This is a genomic window from Ruegeria sp. AH3, assembly GCF_056536265.1.
On record NZ_JBQFJL010000003.1, the window covers coordinates 115,099 to 129,927 of the forward strand.

At 53.4% G+C, this 14,829-nt stretch carries 13 protein-coding genes and 1 pseudogene; 7 read left to right on the top strand and 7 right to left on the bottom strand.

Annotated features, from left to right (window positions below):
* Positions 1-28: 28 nt before the first annotated feature.
* Complete coding sequence (locus ACR3EM_RS21915; RefSeq protein ID WP_480473145.1) at positions 29-1,270, bottom strand: pyridoxal-phosphate-dependent aminotransferase family protein; 1,242 nt, start codon at positions 1,268-1,270, stop codon at positions 29-31.
* Between the two features lie 218 nt (positions 1,271-1,488).
* On the opposite strand from ACR3EM_RS21915, the gene ACR3EM_RS21920 reads away from it, so the two are divergent.
* Positions 1,489-2,118, top strand: coding sequence for a response regulator transcription factor (locus tag ACR3EM_RS21920; RefSeq protein ID WP_480473147.1), 630 nt, complete (start codon positions 1,489-1,491; stop codon positions 2,116-2,118).
* A gap of 137 nt (positions 2,119-2,255) precedes the next feature.
* Here the strand turns inward: ACR3EM_RS21920 and ACR3EM_RS21925 are convergent.
* Positions 2,256-3,616 (bottom strand): annotated as a pseudogene (locus ACR3EM_RS21925) (ISNCY family transposase).
* A gap of 247 nt (positions 3,617-3,863) precedes the next feature.
* Here ACR3EM_RS21925 and ACR3EM_RS21930 point away from each other — a divergent pair.
* The 3 genes from ACR3EM_RS21930 to ACR3EM_RS21940 all read left to right on the top strand — a co-directional run bounded on the left by ACR3EM_RS21930 (position 3,864) and on the right by ACR3EM_RS21940 (position 6,957).
* Positions 3,864-4,565, top strand: a complete 702-nt coding sequence (locus ACR3EM_RS21930) for an IS6 family transposase (protein WP_480473149.1) — start codon at positions 3,864-3,866, stop codon at positions 4,563-4,565.
* A gap of 54 nt (positions 4,566-4,619) precedes the next feature.
* Positions 4,620-4,919: a hypothetical protein gene (locus ACR3EM_RS21935; protein ID WP_480473151.1), complete on the top strand. Its 300-nt coding sequence runs from the start codon at positions 4,620-4,622 to the stop codon at positions 4,917-4,919.
* A 295-nt stretch (positions 4,920-5,214) separates the two neighbouring features.
* Positions 5,215-6,957, top strand: a complete 1,743-nt coding sequence (locus ACR3EM_RS21940) for an adenylate/guanylate cyclase domain-containing protein (protein WP_480473153.1) — start codon at positions 5,215-5,217, stop codon at positions 6,955-6,957.
* 1 nt (position 6,958) lies between these two features.
* On the opposite strand, the gene ACR3EM_RS21945 is transcribed toward ACR3EM_RS21940, so the two are convergent.
* The gene (locus ACR3EM_RS21945; RefSeq protein WP_480473155.1) at positions 6,959-7,183 is read right to left on the bottom strand and encodes a hypothetical protein; all 225 of its coding nucleotides are present in this window, start codon (positions 7,181-7,183) and stop codon (positions 6,959-6,961) included.
* Positions 7,184-7,285: 102 nt separating this feature from the next.
* Here ACR3EM_RS21945 and ACR3EM_RS21950 point away from each other — a divergent pair, with 102 nt between their 5' ends.
* Positions 7,286-8,182: a LysR substrate-binding domain-containing protein gene (locus tag ACR3EM_RS21950; RefSeq protein WP_480473157.1), complete on the top strand. Its 897-nt coding sequence runs from the start codon at positions 7,286-7,288 to the stop codon at positions 8,180-8,182.
* Between the two features lie 211 nt (positions 8,183-8,393).
* Here ACR3EM_RS21950 and ACR3EM_RS21955 read toward each other — a convergent pair whose 3' ends face one another.
* Positions 8,394-8,861, bottom strand: coding sequence for a hypothetical protein (locus ACR3EM_RS21955; protein WP_480473159.1), 468 nt, complete (start codon positions 8,859-8,861; stop codon positions 8,394-8,396).
* 71 nt (positions 8,862-8,932) lie between these two features.
* Here ACR3EM_RS21955 and ACR3EM_RS21960 point away from each other — a divergent pair, with 71 nt between their 5' ends.
* A complete protein-coding gene (locus ACR3EM_RS21960) occupies positions 8,933-9,406 on the top strand; it encodes a DUF6714 family protein (RefSeq protein WP_480473161.1) in 474 nt (157 codons plus the stop codon).
* A gap of 237 nt (positions 9,407-9,643) precedes the next feature.
* On the opposite strand, the gene ACR3EM_RS21965 is transcribed toward ACR3EM_RS21960, so the two are convergent.
* Positions 9,644-9,922 (bottom strand): DUF4242 domain-containing protein, encoded by a 279-nt coding sequence (locus ACR3EM_RS21965; protein ID WP_480473163.1) that lies wholly within the window; start codon positions 9,920-9,922, stop codon positions 9,644-9,646.
* 101 nt (positions 9,923-10,023) lie between these two features.
* On the opposite strand from ACR3EM_RS21965, the gene ACR3EM_RS21970 reads away from it, so the two are divergent.
* A complete protein-coding gene (locus tag ACR3EM_RS21970) occupies positions 10,024-11,007 on the top strand; it encodes a LysR substrate-binding domain-containing protein (RefSeq protein WP_480473165.1) in 984 nt (327 codons plus the stop codon).
* A 302-nt stretch (positions 11,008-11,309) separates the two neighbouring features.
* Here the strand turns inward: ACR3EM_RS21970 and ACR3EM_RS21975 are convergent, their stop codons facing one another.
* Together ACR3EM_RS21975 and ACR3EM_RS21980 are read right to left on the bottom strand one after the other, a co-directional pair.
* The gene (locus ACR3EM_RS21975; RefSeq protein WP_480473167.1) at positions 11,310-13,079 is read right to left on the bottom strand and encodes an adenylate/guanylate cyclase domain-containing protein; all 1,770 of its coding nucleotides are present in this window, start codon (positions 13,077-13,079) and stop codon (positions 11,310-11,312) included.
* A gap of 271 nt (positions 13,080-13,350) precedes the next feature.
* The gene (locus tag ACR3EM_RS21980) at positions 13,351-14,736 is read right to left on the bottom strand and encodes a cytochrome-c peroxidase (protein WP_480473169.1); all 1,386 of its coding nucleotides are present in this window, start codon (positions 14,734-14,736) and stop codon (positions 13,351-13,353) included.
* Positions 14,737-14,829 lie beyond the last annotated feature (93 nt).

Genomic DNA, 14,829 nt, shown 5'->3' on the forward strand with positions numbered 1-14,829 from the left:
CTGCATTCCTCCCGTTTATGCAGTGCGTTCAAGCAGCGATCGACGTGCCGTAACGGCTTTCGAGCAATGCCTCGATCTCTTCGAAATCGATGGTGCCGCCCAGTTCGCGCATGGCTTCGGCGAATAGACGGATGATCTGGCTGATCGCCTGGCGGTTCAGCTGGTTGAGGATGCCGATCCGGACCTGCACCGGGGCGCTCAGCGTCGGCCAGATACCGAACCCACGCGCCCGGCAATTCTGGACCAGCTCCATCTCGCGCCCGGCCAGATCCGGTGGCAGGTTGAGGACCAGAAGGCTGGGCATGTCCGAAGTCACTTCGCATCCCATTGCGGTTACGGCATCGCGCAGCACCTTTTCATGTGTGCGGTACGAAGCTGACCGCTTTGCCAATCCTTCAGTCAGCGTCAGACGAAGGGATTCATGGAAGGCTGCCACAGCGTAGCCGGAATGGGTCCGATGATAGGTACCTTTCTCGACGTCCTGCCCATCGACGATTCCCCAATGACGGGCCTCGAAAATGGGATTGTGGACATAGCTATAGGCACCTGTTGATTTAAGGCTGTCGATATATTCATCGGAAAAGCTGACCGGCGCATAGGTCAATGGCAAGCAGCACAGGCCCTTTTGCGGGCACGAGGCCCAGCCAGCGATGCCCGGATAATCGTCGATCCGGAAATCCTCGATACCCAAAGACGAAACGGCATCGATCAGACCCATTGCGCCGTGACGTTCACAGGCATCCGAGAACCCGCGCAGATCATTGATACGACCCGAACCCGTTTCCCAATGCGCCATGAACGCCCATTTGGGCTTGTGCTCGGCCAGTGCGGCCTCGACCATTTCACTGGTCACCGATTGGCCATGCGGCACGTCGATGGCGGTGACACTGGCGGCCTGCGGGTCCAGAGGGTTGGCGGCATGCTCTTCCGGCGTGGCCGCCTTGATGCGAAGGGTCAGCGTGTCGATGCCTGAAAATGTGCCGTTGTTAAATGCAACAACCTTGTCGCCGGGCATGACGGCCGAGAACATGGTGTCCAGAGCGCTCCAGCCGGTGCCTGCGACTGCGAATGTATATGTATTCGAAGTGCCCCAGATCTCGCGCAGCATGTGCTTGCATTCGACCATGCCGCGCAGAACGTCGCCCTGCATGTGATCCGCAACTCCGGCGTTGGAGAAGGCCTGAAGAACGCGAGCGTCGGTGTTGCCCGGTCCCGGACCAGCAGCCAGCGTCTCGGGGATTTCGAGCGTGGGGTAAATCTGGAAAGTCATTCGATCCTCCTTGATCGTCGGGGTGGCCGACCACGCCCAAATATCGTGTTGTGGATCAGAAAAGCGTTGCTTGCTTCATCGCGCAACGTAACTTACTACTGCTTTAGGCCTTCTAATAAGATGGGAAGAAACCTACCCGTTTTGGCAAGAATGCCGATGTATACCAAGAATAGACCTATACTAATGGGTAGTTAATTGGAAATTTGGATGTAAAAACAATGTCAGACCCATCAGAGCAACCGATTGACGTAATGCTTGCCGACAACAATCCACTGGTGTTGTCGGCCATGTCAGAGATTTTTGAACGCGATCCACGATTCTCTCTGGTTGCCACATCTGCAACCGCCGAAGGCTTCCTGGGCGCGGTCATGAGAGTACCGGTAAAGGTCTGCGTAATTGCCTGGAATTTGCCGGTCCTGGGTGCAGCCAAACTGATCGAAGTTTTGCGTGAGCAAGAAAACGCGCCCCGTTTTGTCGTCTACGGCGATGAGACAGGAGATGTTCCGCGCCTTGCAATGCAGGCTGGCGCAGCGGGGTTCGCATCCCGGTCTGGTGAGGTCGAAGGATTGTTGGAAACCTGCGCGGACGTGGCTGCGGGAAAAATGGTGTTTCCGTTCGTCGATGTTCGTAAGATGCAGAGAAACCCGATCCATACCCTGTCACGTAAAGAGCGCATCATACTTGAAGCGCTGGCCAAGGGCTTATCGAACCGCGATCTTTCGAAAGAGCTGCAAATCTCAACCAACACTGTCAAGTTTCACCTGTCCAATATATATGAAAAGCTCTCAGTCAAAAATCGGGCTCAAGCGATTGCATTCTTCTACTCTTCTGGCGCAGCCTCAGATTAATTGAATTGCGCCAATAGCCGGGCGTGTACTATCAAACACGCGATATGTTGCAACCAAGTAGAAATGTCCCTGGGTCTGCAAAGTAGAAATGTCCCGGTTGCCGGGAAACGGTAGTGCAGCCTGGCAGGGTGGAGACCTCAAACATCGGAGCCCTGGCTGGCTGCGCGGTCCTTTTTCGCCACTCTTGCGAGCTTTGAATTCCAGCCGTTGTTGCGCCGACCTGTTGGGTTGTAGCGTGTGGCCTGAGTGCCGACGCGGCGCTTCTTCGGGGGTGCTTTGTCCTGCTCTTGCTTGATGTGCTCCAGCACTGCGCTCAGCCGCTTGTTCCCGATGATCGCCGCGTGGCTCACACGTTGATCTTTGTCGTAAGCGGAGTAGGGCAGTGGAACACCCTTTGACCGGAATTCCAGCGTACCGTCCTGGAATTCATAGCTGTCCACATATTTGCCAACGAGGCCACGGGTGAGGTCGTTCTCTTCAAGCGTGATCCGCTTGCGGTCGTAACGCAGCACCAGGTTCCGGTCGACGTAGCGCTCGTCGCGCCAGCACAGGATGTCCCGCAGACGGTCGGGCTCGACATTCAGGGCCCGGTGCAGATTGTCCGGACGTCGCGGCGATTTGGCAAACCTGGCATTATAGCATTGCATGAACCCCGGCAGGAATTCGTTTGCAGCTTCCATGTCCGAGATGCCAGCGAGCCGCAATTCCTTCACCAGCCGATCCTGGAGCGTGCGGTTGGCACGCTCAACACGGCCCTTGGCCTGGCTGCTGTTGGCGCAGAGGATCTCGATGTTCAACTCATTCAAAGCGCGACCAAACTGGGTCATGCCATGGCCCGACTTCGCACCTTGCTGCGCCACCCGAAACACGGTGTGCTTGTCGGAATAGAAAGCTACAGGGCGACCGTGCTCGGCCAGGTAGCCTTCAAGTGCTTCGAAATAGCTGAAGGTGCTTTCCGACTTCACGAACCGTAGCTGCATCAACGTGCTGGTCGCATCGTCGATGAAGACAAGCAGCGTGCAGGGCGGGGCGCGATCTTCGAACCAGCGGTGGTCAGATCCGTCGATCTGGATGAGCTCGCCAAAGGATTCCCGGCGCAAACGCGGCTGGTGGAACGTCCTGCGCTGTTTGCGAGATAACCAGATTCCGTCTGCCTGCATCCATTTGCGCAGCGTCTCGCGCGAGACTTTCAGATCGTGATGTTCCAACAACATCTCAGCTGCCAGTGTCGGACCAAAGTCAGTGTATCGTTCTTTGACGAGTGCCAGGCAAACTCTCGAACGGCCGGATCAATACGATTGTTGGATCTACGGTCGCGCGCCTTGTGACGCAGCGCAGCCGGACCATCAGTCTGGAAAACCCTGAGCAAACGGTGAACTTGTCTGCGGCTCAAGTTCAGAACATTCGCGGCAGAAACCACCGTCATGCGGCCTTGGGAAACCTGACTCAGTACTTCAATACGATTAAGCTCGCGCTCGCTCATGACAACCAATCCCACCGTCACACTCCAATCCTGCCTGCTCGACAGAGAAGTGTGACACTTCTACTTTGCTAATGTGGGACATTTTAACTTTGCTGCTTCACGATATCTGGGTGTAAGCTAAATTATGTTAAATCGAGGTTGAGCGGTGGCGGATCCCGAGACCCCGCACATCGCAAACCCCGGGCTAACTGCCATTTGAGGTGATGTCACGTTAACTTGCCGTTTGGTTGTTCATGTCCGTAATTGGACGTAGGTGACATCGATGAAGTCATCGCTAATCAGCTACAAGCGCCATCGGTTTCCTCCTCAGATCATCGCGCACGCGGTTTGGTTGTACGTTCGCTTCAATCTGAGCCTGCGGGAAGTTGAAGAGATGATGTTGCAGCGCGGGATTGATGCGTCTTACGAAACTGTCCGGCGTTGGGTCATCAAGTTCGGGCCGACGATAGCTCAAAACTTGCGTCAAAGACAGGGTCGTCCAGGTGATGTCTGGCATCTGGATGAAGTTGCCGTGAGAATTTCAGGTCGCAAGTATTGGCTTTGGCGCGCGGTCGATCAGCATGGTGTTGTTTTGGAGGAAATCCTTCAACCGAAACGGGACAAACGGGCGGCAAAACGGCTGTTGCGCCGCCTGATAAAGCGTCTTGGTTTCATTCCCAAGCGGATCATTACGGACAAACTGCGCTCCTATGGCGCTGCCAAGCGAGAAGTCGCGCCGGGGTTGGCTCATTGGTCGCACAAGGGCTTGAACAATCGAGCCGAAAATAGCCATCTCCCATTCCGAAAGCGGGAACGGACGATGCAGAGATTTCGGTCCCCAGAAGGTTTGCAGAGGTTCGTGGCCACCCATTCAGCCATTCGGAATTGCTTCTGTGCCCCCGCTCGTCGTCGTTCAGCCTTAACAATTCGATATCACCGCCTCGAGGCATTTGACGCCTGGAATGCCGCTACTCGAGCCGCTTGAAATCCGAGCATCAGCATTCCTTGGTGCGCCGGAAGTTAATGTGACAACACCGCCATGGGTTATGACCTGCCGGACAAGCAGGAGTTGGATACTAAGATCCTGGAAAGCTGCGATGTACTCGCCTGCGACGTCGAGGCTCAATGTCGCATTGGGGGCGAGCTGCAGCATTTGGGTTCTAATAGGAATGCCATATTGGAACTTGGTTCGCTCACCTCAGCGCCGCATGCCTTCCAGCGGGATCCAACGGCCATTACTGTTTGCGACCTGACCGGAACCGGAGCTCAGGACACTGCCATCGCGGTGCATGCCTATGCCGCCATCAAAGCGGCCGGTCTTGGTACACTGATCGGATAAATCGCGGAAAAAATACTGATGATGCACACCATGGGCGACGATTGTCTGTGCAACCATTATGACCTTAAGTCCATCATCGGTGATCACGTCCAACAAGCGGCCCAAACCAGATTCTCGGCACACATTTCAAATTCTACGGTCGCAGCCCGCATTCCGGTCATTCGCTGCGTTTGTGTACGCCGGTGCCGGACGAGCGCTCTCAACGAGCGCAATTCTTCCGATCAATAGATGTGACCATTCAGTTACCGATGGCCTAATACCACGCTGGTCGTTATGCAGAGTAAGGGAGGCAACTTTGGAGCGACAGCTTGCGGCAATTCTGGTCGCCGATATGGTCGGCTATACTCGTCGAATGGAGCGAGACGAAGCCGGCACGCTTGCGGCGTTAACCGCTCACATAGATGGTACAGTTGCACCACTGATCAATCGTCACCACGGGCGGATTGTCAAACTAATGGGTGATGGCCTTTTGGCCAGCTTCACTAGTGCTTCAGACGCGGTTTCTTGCGCCGTTGAATGGCAACAATCACCCTTGGAAGAGCCAGACCCGTTACTTTTCCGCATTGGCATCAATCTTGGTGACATCCTCAAGCAAGAGGATGATGTCTTTGGCTCCGGTGTTAACCTTGCTTCGCGTTTAGAGCAACTTGCCCCGCCGGGAGGTGTGCTCGTCTCGGACGCTGTCTATCGCGTGGTTGGCAACCGCATTTCGGTCGTGTGGGAGGATGCAGGCACACATATCATCAAGAACATCGCTGAGCCTGTTAGGGCCTGGCGCATTGGAGGGGCGGAGCAAGCACAGCCTGACGCGAAGCCAGCAGCTACACCCCGCAAAGCCACCATCGCAGTCTTACCACTGCACAGTTTAAGTGACGACCCGGAGCAGGCATTCTTCAGCGATGGCATCGCGGAAGACATTATCACCGGGTTGTCTCGATTTCGTACTCTCCAGGTTGTCTCCAGAAACGCATCTTTCCGTTTCAAAACACAGGAAACCGATCCGGCAGAGATCGCAGCAGAATTGGGAGCTGATTATCTCGTAACAGGCAGCGTTCGAAAGGCCGGTAGTCGGGTAAGAATTTCCGTACAGCTCGCGGAAGCAAGTACGGGCTCGCAGCTATGGTCAGAACGATATGATCGCGAGTTGGAAGACATCCTGTCCGTTCAGGACGAGGTGGCCCGCAACATCGTTGCGGTCCTTCCGGGACGTGTTCAACACAACGTTGCCGACCGATCATCGCAAAAACCAGCAGATGAGATGAAGGCCTACGAGCTGATGCTTCGAAGCAAAGCTCTTCGAGATGGCCTAAATGCCAGGGATACGGCTAAAGCACGAGCTTTGCTGGAACGGGCCATTGCGCTCGATCCGTCCATTGCTCGGTCTTACATGTACCTCTCAGACACCTATGTTATCGATCTTTGGTTAGGATTGGCGGGCTCTGACGCTTCCGATCACATCCTGCATATCGCTCGCAAGGGTGCTGCACTGGACAACCGGGACGTCTACATTCAAGACCAACTGGGTTTTGCTTATCTTTGCGCAGGCCTTTGGGACGAAGCAAATGCACAGTTCGAAAAGACGTTATCGCAGATCGAAAACGAAGCGGAGTCCATGGCGTGGTGCGGTTATGCTTTTCTGTTGCTGGGGAGACACGAAAAGGCGAGAGAGGTCGTGTCGCAAGCGATGCGATTAGATCCGTTGCATCCCCCTTCGATCGATTGGATCATGGGGCAGATAGAGTTCTTCTGCGGAAACTACGAGGAAGCAATCGGCTTTTTGATGGGAGAGGCACGGCTCAACTCGTTAGCTGCGGCATTCGTGGCAGCATCTTACGCGCATCTTGGCCGGCAATCCGAGGCTTCGGCTGCATTGCAGGAATTTATCGCGGAGCGCCATGACGAATTTAGGAGTCGAGGCATCGAAGTGCCCAAAGATAATCTCTCCACTCTTGCGCGTGGTTATGAATCTATGTGGCGGCATCGAGACGATTTCGAAGTTCTGGCAACCGGTCTGCATAAAGCTGGTTTGCCTGTCTGACTCACTTAATCAAAGGTCCGCGTAAGGCGTTATGCCAATCAATCTCGGCGTCTGAGATTCCTGAATCTTGCCGTTCAACCCTGCTCATTCTGGTTGGGTCTATTCGCTTTGCAAACAGCGAACGGAGCGACGCTTTGACTTTTTCGCACAAGGCGTACACACTTTTGACTCCTGAGGCCGGGACTTCACGATGTGATACAAAATCACGAGTATAGGCGTACTTCATGGATCTCTCCTTTATTAGTCATGCACCTACTCTCATAGAAAGCTTGGCATCCCACAAACGCCGTTTCTTGACATTTATTGTTCCAAAAAGTCACAATCAATCATGCCAAGAAACTTACCTCCCCTAAATCCGTTGCGTGCCTTTGAGGCCGCCGGGAGGTTGGGTAGCTTTACCCGTGCAGCGGAGGAATTGAACGTATCGCACTCCGCAATTTCCCGTCACATTCGCGGGTTGGAAAAGCGGCTTAACGTGCATTTGTTTCGGACGCAAAAGTCTGGTGTTGCCCTTACCGAACAGGGACAAATTTACTTGGGACAGATCACACCTGCACTTGACCAAATTGCCATCGCAACTGACGCTCTGACTTCCGCGCCCAAAGGTGTTGTTACCATGACGACAGAGAGCGCCGTCGCGCAAAAATGGTTGGTTCCACGGCTACCACGTCTGAAAGCCGCGCATCCAGAGATAGACTTACGTCTATCGATCACAACAGAGGTCATGGATATTGAGGCGCACGATTTCGATCTGGGCCTAAGATATCTGCGCACCCCCCCAGACGAAAGGTACGACCTGTTGTTCCCATCTCTGGTCAGAGCTTTTGCCGCGCCAAACTTTGCGCCAATTAAAGGTTCTGAGGCCGACCTTAAAGTTCTGGCAACCGGCCCATTGATTGAAGAGGCAACATTCCGTCTTTGGCCAGAATGGTTCTCGAAATCTGGTTTGAAAGAAGTTCCAACTCTTGATCTGCCTCACCCATTAGGAGCACTCCTGTCAATCCAGTCAGCCGTCGCCGGCCTGGGGGCGGTTCTGATGGACAAGCACCTTTGTCAAACAGAAGTTGAGACAGGTGCGTTGGTGAGCCTTAACGTCGTAGAAATTCCCTTTGGTGGATATTACCTCGCCACCAACCAGCGCGCGGGACGGCGGCGAGCTGTCCGTGTTGTTCGAGAGTGGTTGCAACAGGAGGCGCAATCCCCGGAAGGTGTGGCTACTGCTTAATTTTGCTATGCGCAGAATGAAGTCGCCGCCACTGTGACGGCGGACAATCGGTCACCGAGTAGCTTTCTTTCTTCAAAACCTGATAAGCGAAAGGCTGACAGGCACAAGCGGCACTGAAAAACATACCCAAGTACTTAATCCAGATCCTCGGCAAGATCGCAGATGGTCTGCTACGTTGTAAATTGCAGTGGTGACCAAAAAAAGTTTGAATTCATTGCGGTGGGCGCAGGTGTTTGGGTATATATTGTTCTTCGCAGATGACGGGTTCCCCGACCCTTTCAAAGCGATACCCGGTGGCGTGGAAGCAAATGCGACCGCCGCGGCGGTCATTCAGTTCGATGGTCCAGGCAAATTCGGAATAGTCCATTCCATGGATCCGAACTGGTTCTTTGGACCGGGTAATCCGGTCGATTGGCAGCGGTGTAACGGTCGATTTCGGAAACGAAAAGGAAACGGACAGATCGGAAACGCCCTCGAAACACAGATTGACCTGGGAAACGGAGAAACTGAATTGCCCATTGTCCTGCCTGATCCATTCCTCAATATGATCAATGTCGAGTTTTAGCTCACTCACCCAGTCATCGTTGTCTGGGTCAGGCGAAATCAATTTTAGGGCATAAATGGAATTGTCGTGGAATTCATGACTGACGTCCTGGAAGAGCTTTTGTCCGTTATCCATCGCAATCACTCGAATCCGAATTGTTGCTGATACACTCGATTTCGGGGTTTCAGCCAGTTTAATGTGGCACCATGCCAAAGGTAACGACAACAACGGAAGATCTTGCGACCCAGATCATTGCTGCATTTGACGGCCTTGATCCACCTGCTGATGATGAACTTCTTCACCCCGAATGTATGGATGACGTGGATATTCTTGAATTCTACGGCGGGGTCAAATGGCATGAGATGACCGATCAAATGATCGTTTACGGTTACGCTGCCCCCACTGCCTTCAGCGCCAAGGCATTTCAGTACTATTTGCCTGCATATCTGCTTTGGGCTCTGCGAAATTCAGACAGTCCGGAATATGCCAGTGAAAGCATCCTACTTGCACTCGACCCCGGCACATCGAAAGAACTGCTGCATGAGTTCAGGAAGTCCAAGTTCAACCAATTGACGCCTGCACAGAATGAGGCCGTGTTGAGTTTTTTGAACTATTTCAGCGACCATCCTGAGCTTGGTGAATTTGCAGAAGCCGCTTTGGTCAACTACTGGATTGAATAAGGCGTGTGGTCACCGGTTCGATGATTTTTATGCATTTGATGTGGCTCTTCGCAGCGCTTTTTGTCCTAACCGGTTTTCCGCCATTCGCAAGATTTGCGAAACCAAGGCTGATACAAATTCACCATTGCTCAACCAAATCGGGACTATGATTGCGCTACGCTACTTTTACTAAAAGAAGATCGGTAATTCGCGCGCGGTGACCAACTAGGGCTGGTCACCGTGCGCGTGCCATGTGCATCAGTTGTTCGCGGTAAGCGGGTCGATGATTTGGTGAACCTCGGTTATCTTCCCCACCGGAATCCCCGACAACTCTGAATGCTTCTGAATCTCGGCTTCGCTTTCAGCCAGATAGATGCAAAATGTTTTGTCTCCGGCAACATAGGAATGTTGCCATTGAATTGACGGGCCGACGTCGACAAGTGCTTTATTTGAAGCACGCGACGCGGCGCAAAGCTCGGTCAACGAAAAATCTCCAATGCCAGGAATGTCCCGTTCGATTACAAATCTCTTCAACATTTCTCCACCTCCGTTTTACCGTGTACAGAGATTGTGGCACTCAGGCTTCAAGATTCCGAACCAAATTTTCTTTGCTGAACTAAAGAAAAACCGGCGTAGTAGTGCAGAAATTTGCGCCGTCGAAAGAAAATCTTTATCAAACTTCTATGTCTACGCACCTCAAGTCTCTTCAAGCTATCGAAGTAGCCCTTCGAACTGGTTCGCTCAAAGCAGCCGCCAGCGAATTGGGGATCACCCCAGCTGCGGTTGGTCAAAGGATCCGGGCACTGGAAGACTACCTTGGAACAGACCTTTTGGTCCGTGGTCGGTCGGGTTTACACCCAACACCCGAACTGTCAGGGGCACTGACGGATCTTCGTACTGCATTTTCGGCACTTGAACGCGTATCAACTGCGCTCGATTTTCAGCGTGTTAGCGAAATTCACATCGTTGCCGACCCGGATTGGTCCGAATTGTGGCTGGCACCTCGGTTACCGAAATTTAGAGAAGACCATCCAAACATTCTTTTTTGCATCAACGGAGCGGGGGACGTTCCGATGCGGCTGGGGGCGCCAGATATCCGCGTTGAATACGGCGGACGTGAAAAAGGGGAGCCGCTCTTTTTTGACTATCTCGTCCCTGTATGCAGCCCAGACAACTTACGCAGAATAGCTGATTACGACACCGAGCACGAAATGGAAGGGATGCCGCTACTTCATTTGGAAGAGCACAGAAGTAAAGAAGACAGGCCAGGATTTCGTGAATGGTTTCAGACTTTCGGAATGCGGCGTACTGGTGCTGACCGAGGACCGTATTACAAGCGAGCGGAGATGGCCCTTGAAGCAGTGAGAGAAGATGTGGGCTTTCTCCTTTGCGGCGCTTCTTTGATAGAGAACGATCTGGAAGAAGGGTCCTTGGTGCTTCCCTATCCTGTTGAAAAAGGGCTTTCAGCGCCAAACCCATTTCGGATTCACCTGCGAGAGCAAACGTTGCAGCGTCCCCAATTGCGCCGTTTCGTAGATTGGCTCAAGCGCGAAGCCACCGAAACCCAAGAGCGGATTAATGGCTACAAGAACAAAAGTAAGGGTTTACAGATCAACAGTTAACCCCGCTCGTATGCAAATGAACTCGACCCCCGCATTGGAGTCAGAAGCTGACCTGAAACCAATGCCTAATCGACAATTCACCTTCAGGTCGGGCGAAAACGGCCCATTCCGGACATTCACCAACTGGTCGACCTGCTGCGGCGCGGCCCGTGGAACCTGCCATTCGCTGCAAATGCAAAATCTCGACGTCTGCGAACCACAGGATGCGGACAGAGCAGCCATTGGCTGCGCGGGGTAACCTCTGGTTCTGTAAAGAAACAAGAAGCGGTCACTCAAGAATTATCCGCCGACCAACGCGGAATCTAAGTAAGGTTGCAACCCGACTTCACAATCCCATCAATCAGAAGGGCATTGTGCTTGGGTTGGCGGTAAAGAGAGAGGCGCCCAGAAACGATACTGTCCAAAAAAGTTGGTGCGAAACTGGCCAATGCCTCGGCATGGACAATTCCATCATCTGGCCGACCAAGATGGGCCGCACTGGCAATTAGCAAAGCCCGCCGAATTGGAGCTCGCGGGGTGAATTGTACAGCAAGTTTGCCCCACTCCTGAACCTTTTCGAAATCTCCTTCTGCGAAATGAGATTGAGCCAAAGCAAGATATGCATCGCCGACCCAGACATCTGCGTCTCTCGGGGACAGGCGCAGCGCTAGCTTTGCATGCATTTTTGCTTCATCGGTACGCCCAACAAGAGACTCGTGCCAGGCCATAAAAAAAATGTTCAGCGCGAAATTCGGATTGAGTTCGAACGCACGTTGAAAATCCGCGGTCGCCTCATCATAGGCCTGCTGGAAATGCCTGATCATGCCCCGAATTGTAAGGGCGCGAGGATCCAATCGATCGCGCTGGAACAAAGCATCGGCAGCTTTTTGAGCCAGTTTCAGCATGTCTTCAGGTTTCTCATCGACCTGAAAGAGATAGCGCATCGTGTGTGCGTAAGCCTGAATCCAATGCGCCAGCGCATTGCGAGGGTCAATATCCAGGGCTCGCTGTGCCGTGGTCACAACAGCTTCGTATCCCTCGTTACTCGAAAAACCGCCTTCATGGAAAAGCGCCATTGCTCTAAGCGCAAGATCGTAGGAACTGAACTGAATGTTTCGCTCTCTACTGGCCCGTTCGAGCTCGGCCTGAGTTATTTGCGGTGCAATAGCGCCAACCACGCTGCTGGTGATCTCATCCTGCAATTCAAATATATCTTCAACGCTACGGTCGTAGCGTTCTGCCCAAATGTGTGTGCCTGTCTCGCACTCGATTAACTGAGCTGTGATGCGCACACGGTTCGCAGCACGTCGGAGGCTTCCCTCCAACATGTAGCGGACCGAAAGTTCGCGCGCGATATCGTTATGAGTTATCGTTTTATTCTTAAACGAAAAAGATGAGTTTCGCGCGATCACGAATAGTTCGGGAAACCTGGAAAGCTCGGTAATTACGTCCTCGCCGACACCATCGCAAAAATACTCCTGCTCCGGGTCTGCTGACATATTCTGAAATGGCAGCACTGCGATCGAAGGTTTGTCGGAAGAAAACTTCCCCGTTAGCGACAGAGTGGATTCAGCTTTGTCAAACGGACTGATCTTGTAACAGCGCAAAGCTTCGGGAATGTTCTTCAATTCCAGTTCGCCTAAGTCAACAAATGAAAGATCAGTCTTTCCCCGCGCGTGGCGATATACGTCGTCGGACACTATTACGCCACCTGGTTCTGCGAGAGCTTCCAGTCGAGAGGCGACATTTATCCCGTCGCCATAGATATCATCCTCGCCAAGGATCACGTCGCCGACGTGAAGACCAATTCGAAAGTCAATTCTACTTTTAATAGGCACGTCCGCGTTCGCTGTAGTCAGGGAGTTTTGTATGGCCACTGCGGCTTCTACCGCGTTCACGACACTGTCGAAAATCACAAGTAGACCATCACCTGTAAGTTTGACAATTTCACCACTAAAGCGACTTATTTCGGGTTCGAAATACAGCCGACGGCGGATTCTCAGTTGTTCGACTGTCCCCGGTTCGTCGGCTGCCATTAACCGCGAGTATCCGACCATATCAGCGGCGAGAATTGCTGCAAGCCTGCGTGCCATCGAAAACCTTCATTGGTAATTTGTTGTCGGGACTAAATCATACAATTGTCCCGATACCTAAAGTTTCAGACGTCGGGCACACCATAGCAGAAAATTTTGACCACTCTGAACTCGAAGCAGCCGTTCGAGACGGACTTAGGGAATGACCGCAACGCTGACTTATCTGTCATTCGGCATTGGATCGCGAACTGCGATTAATGGTTTTTTGAGCGGAGCCAAAAGCAGAGCGGCACCGACGAATGGAATGTGCCGCTCAGAATCTCGCAACGCCTCAGTGACGAGTTGGGTGAATTTGGGCTCGTGGTTGCGGTTGCAAACCGGACGGCAGATCGGTCGGGACCATCTCACCTCGGTTCAGGACAGTTGGATCGGTAAGGCTATGAAGGAACGCGACAAGCTGGCGGACTTCTTCATCGTTCAAGACAACAGGATCCAACGAATTTGCCGCGACAATGCGGTCGCGCAATGCGGGTGAACTCATCACCCATCCGTCCCGCAGATCGAAAGCATCACGGCGTGTATCTTCCAGTGGTCCGAATTCAAGCGCCGAACCGCGAGAAACAAGGCGCTGCACGTGGTCAAGATTTGGCAGAGACACATCCATGGGATCGAAGTCGGCAAAGCTTTCCTTGGGATCAATATGGTGCCGCACCATGTCTTCAAGCGAAGCAAACGCGCCGCTGTGGCCCCACGGTCCGGTCAAAAACACATTGCGCAAGGATGGCGTCCGAAAGGCAAACAGATCTGCGGGATCACCAGTCACTCGGAACCTGCCTTCATCTTCTGTCCGGCCCGGTAAACCGGTCTTTTGCAGATAGGTCATATCTCCTCCATGCCCTTTGCCCGGTCCGATTTGCGGGACGGCGATGGCATGGAACCGATGATCGGTCAGTAACGGGCCGCTATGGCAGTTTGCGCAACCTGCAGCGCCGTAGAAAAGTCTAAGACCAGCTTGCGCATCCGGCGTTAGCAGCGACAAATTCCCAGTTCGCAAAACCGTATCGAAAGGGCTTTCATCAGATCGGAACGCAGTCGTTTGGAACGCCGCCAGTGCTTCTGCGATATGAGAATAATCAACATCCTCGGCACCCGTGATCTCGGGAAATGCAGCGCGGATCATCTCTAGGTACTCAGCAACATTCGCAACCCTCTGCGCTAGGTTTTCCCAGATCTGTGGCCTATCTTCGTGATGGGCGGCGTTGGCGATCTGGTTCTCGCCGTACTGCCCGGCCATTTCAATCGGGGAAGTCACGGGGAAGAATGCCTGTGCCGCCAAGGGGCCGGATAGGTCCTTGGGTAAATCCGACCCTGCGGGATTACGGATGGTGCCTGTGGGATCGGCTGGGTTCAACGCTTCCACACGCCCGTCGTGAAACAGCGAGACATAGCTTCGCGCGCCTATGTTCCAAAGCGGCTGCGCGTTGCGGGGCACCCGCCCAGTGACCGGGTCAACGGCCACGCGCTTTGGTCCTGCTCCTGAGCCACCTTCTCCGATGCCAAGTGCCAAGCCGTCGCCCGATCCGAGCGCGGGATCATGGCAGGTACCACATGATATGTTGCGATTGCCCGACAGGATCGGATCAAAAAAGAGGTTGCGTCCGAGCTCCACGAGGGGTGGCTCGGGCGCACCGTCATAAAGAAAGTCTAGGTCCGTCAACGGCGAGGGAAGGGAAATAGCAGTCTGAGTCTCTTCGCTAGATGCTGAAGCCAGAACTGCAATAAACAGGCCGCCAGCAAGCGCGGCAAATAC

What these genes read in the sequence shown, in the direction of transcription:
- ACR3EM_RS21920 (WP_480473147.1), top strand. Translation starts at nt 1,489, where the DNA reads ATGTCAGACCCATCAGAGCAACCGATTGACGTAATGCTTGCCGACAAC.
- ACR3EM_RS21950 (WP_480473157.1), top strand. Translation starts at nt 7,286, where the DNA reads ATGCCAAGAAACTTACCTCCCCTAAATCCGTTGCGTGCCTTTGAGGCC.
- ACR3EM_RS21915 (WP_480473145.1), bottom strand. Translation starts at nt 1,270, where the DNA reads ATGACTTTCCAGATTTACCCCACGCTCGAAATCCCCGAGACGCTGGCT.
- ACR3EM_RS21960 (WP_480473161.1), top strand. Translation starts at nt 8,933, where the DNA reads ATGCCAAAGGTAACGACAACAACGGAAGATCTTGCGACCCAGATCATT.
- ACR3EM_RS21975 (WP_480473167.1), bottom strand. Translation starts at nt 13,079, where the DNA reads ATGGCACGCAGGCTTGCAGCAATTCTCGCCGCTGATATGGTCGGATAC.
- ACR3EM_RS21930 (WP_480473149.1), top strand. Translation starts at nt 3,864, where the DNA reads ATGAAGTCATCGCTAATCAGCTACAAGCGCCATCGGTTTCCTCCTCAG.
- ACR3EM_RS21955 (WP_480473159.1), bottom strand. Translation starts at nt 8,861, where the DNA reads ATGGATAACGGACAAAAGCTCTTCCAGGACGTCAGTCATGAATTCCAC.
- ACR3EM_RS21945 (WP_480473155.1), bottom strand. Translation starts at nt 7,183, where the DNA reads ATGAAGTACGCCTATACTCGTGATTTTGTATCACATCGTGAAGTCCCG.
- ACR3EM_RS21965 (WP_480473163.1), bottom strand. Translation starts at nt 9,922, where the DNA reads ATGTTGAAGAGATTTGTAATCGAACGGGACATTCCTGGCATTGGAGAT.
- ACR3EM_RS21935 (WP_480473151.1), top strand. Translation starts at nt 4,620, where the DNA reads ATGGGTTATGACCTGCCGGACAAGCAGGAGTTGGATACTAAGATCCTG.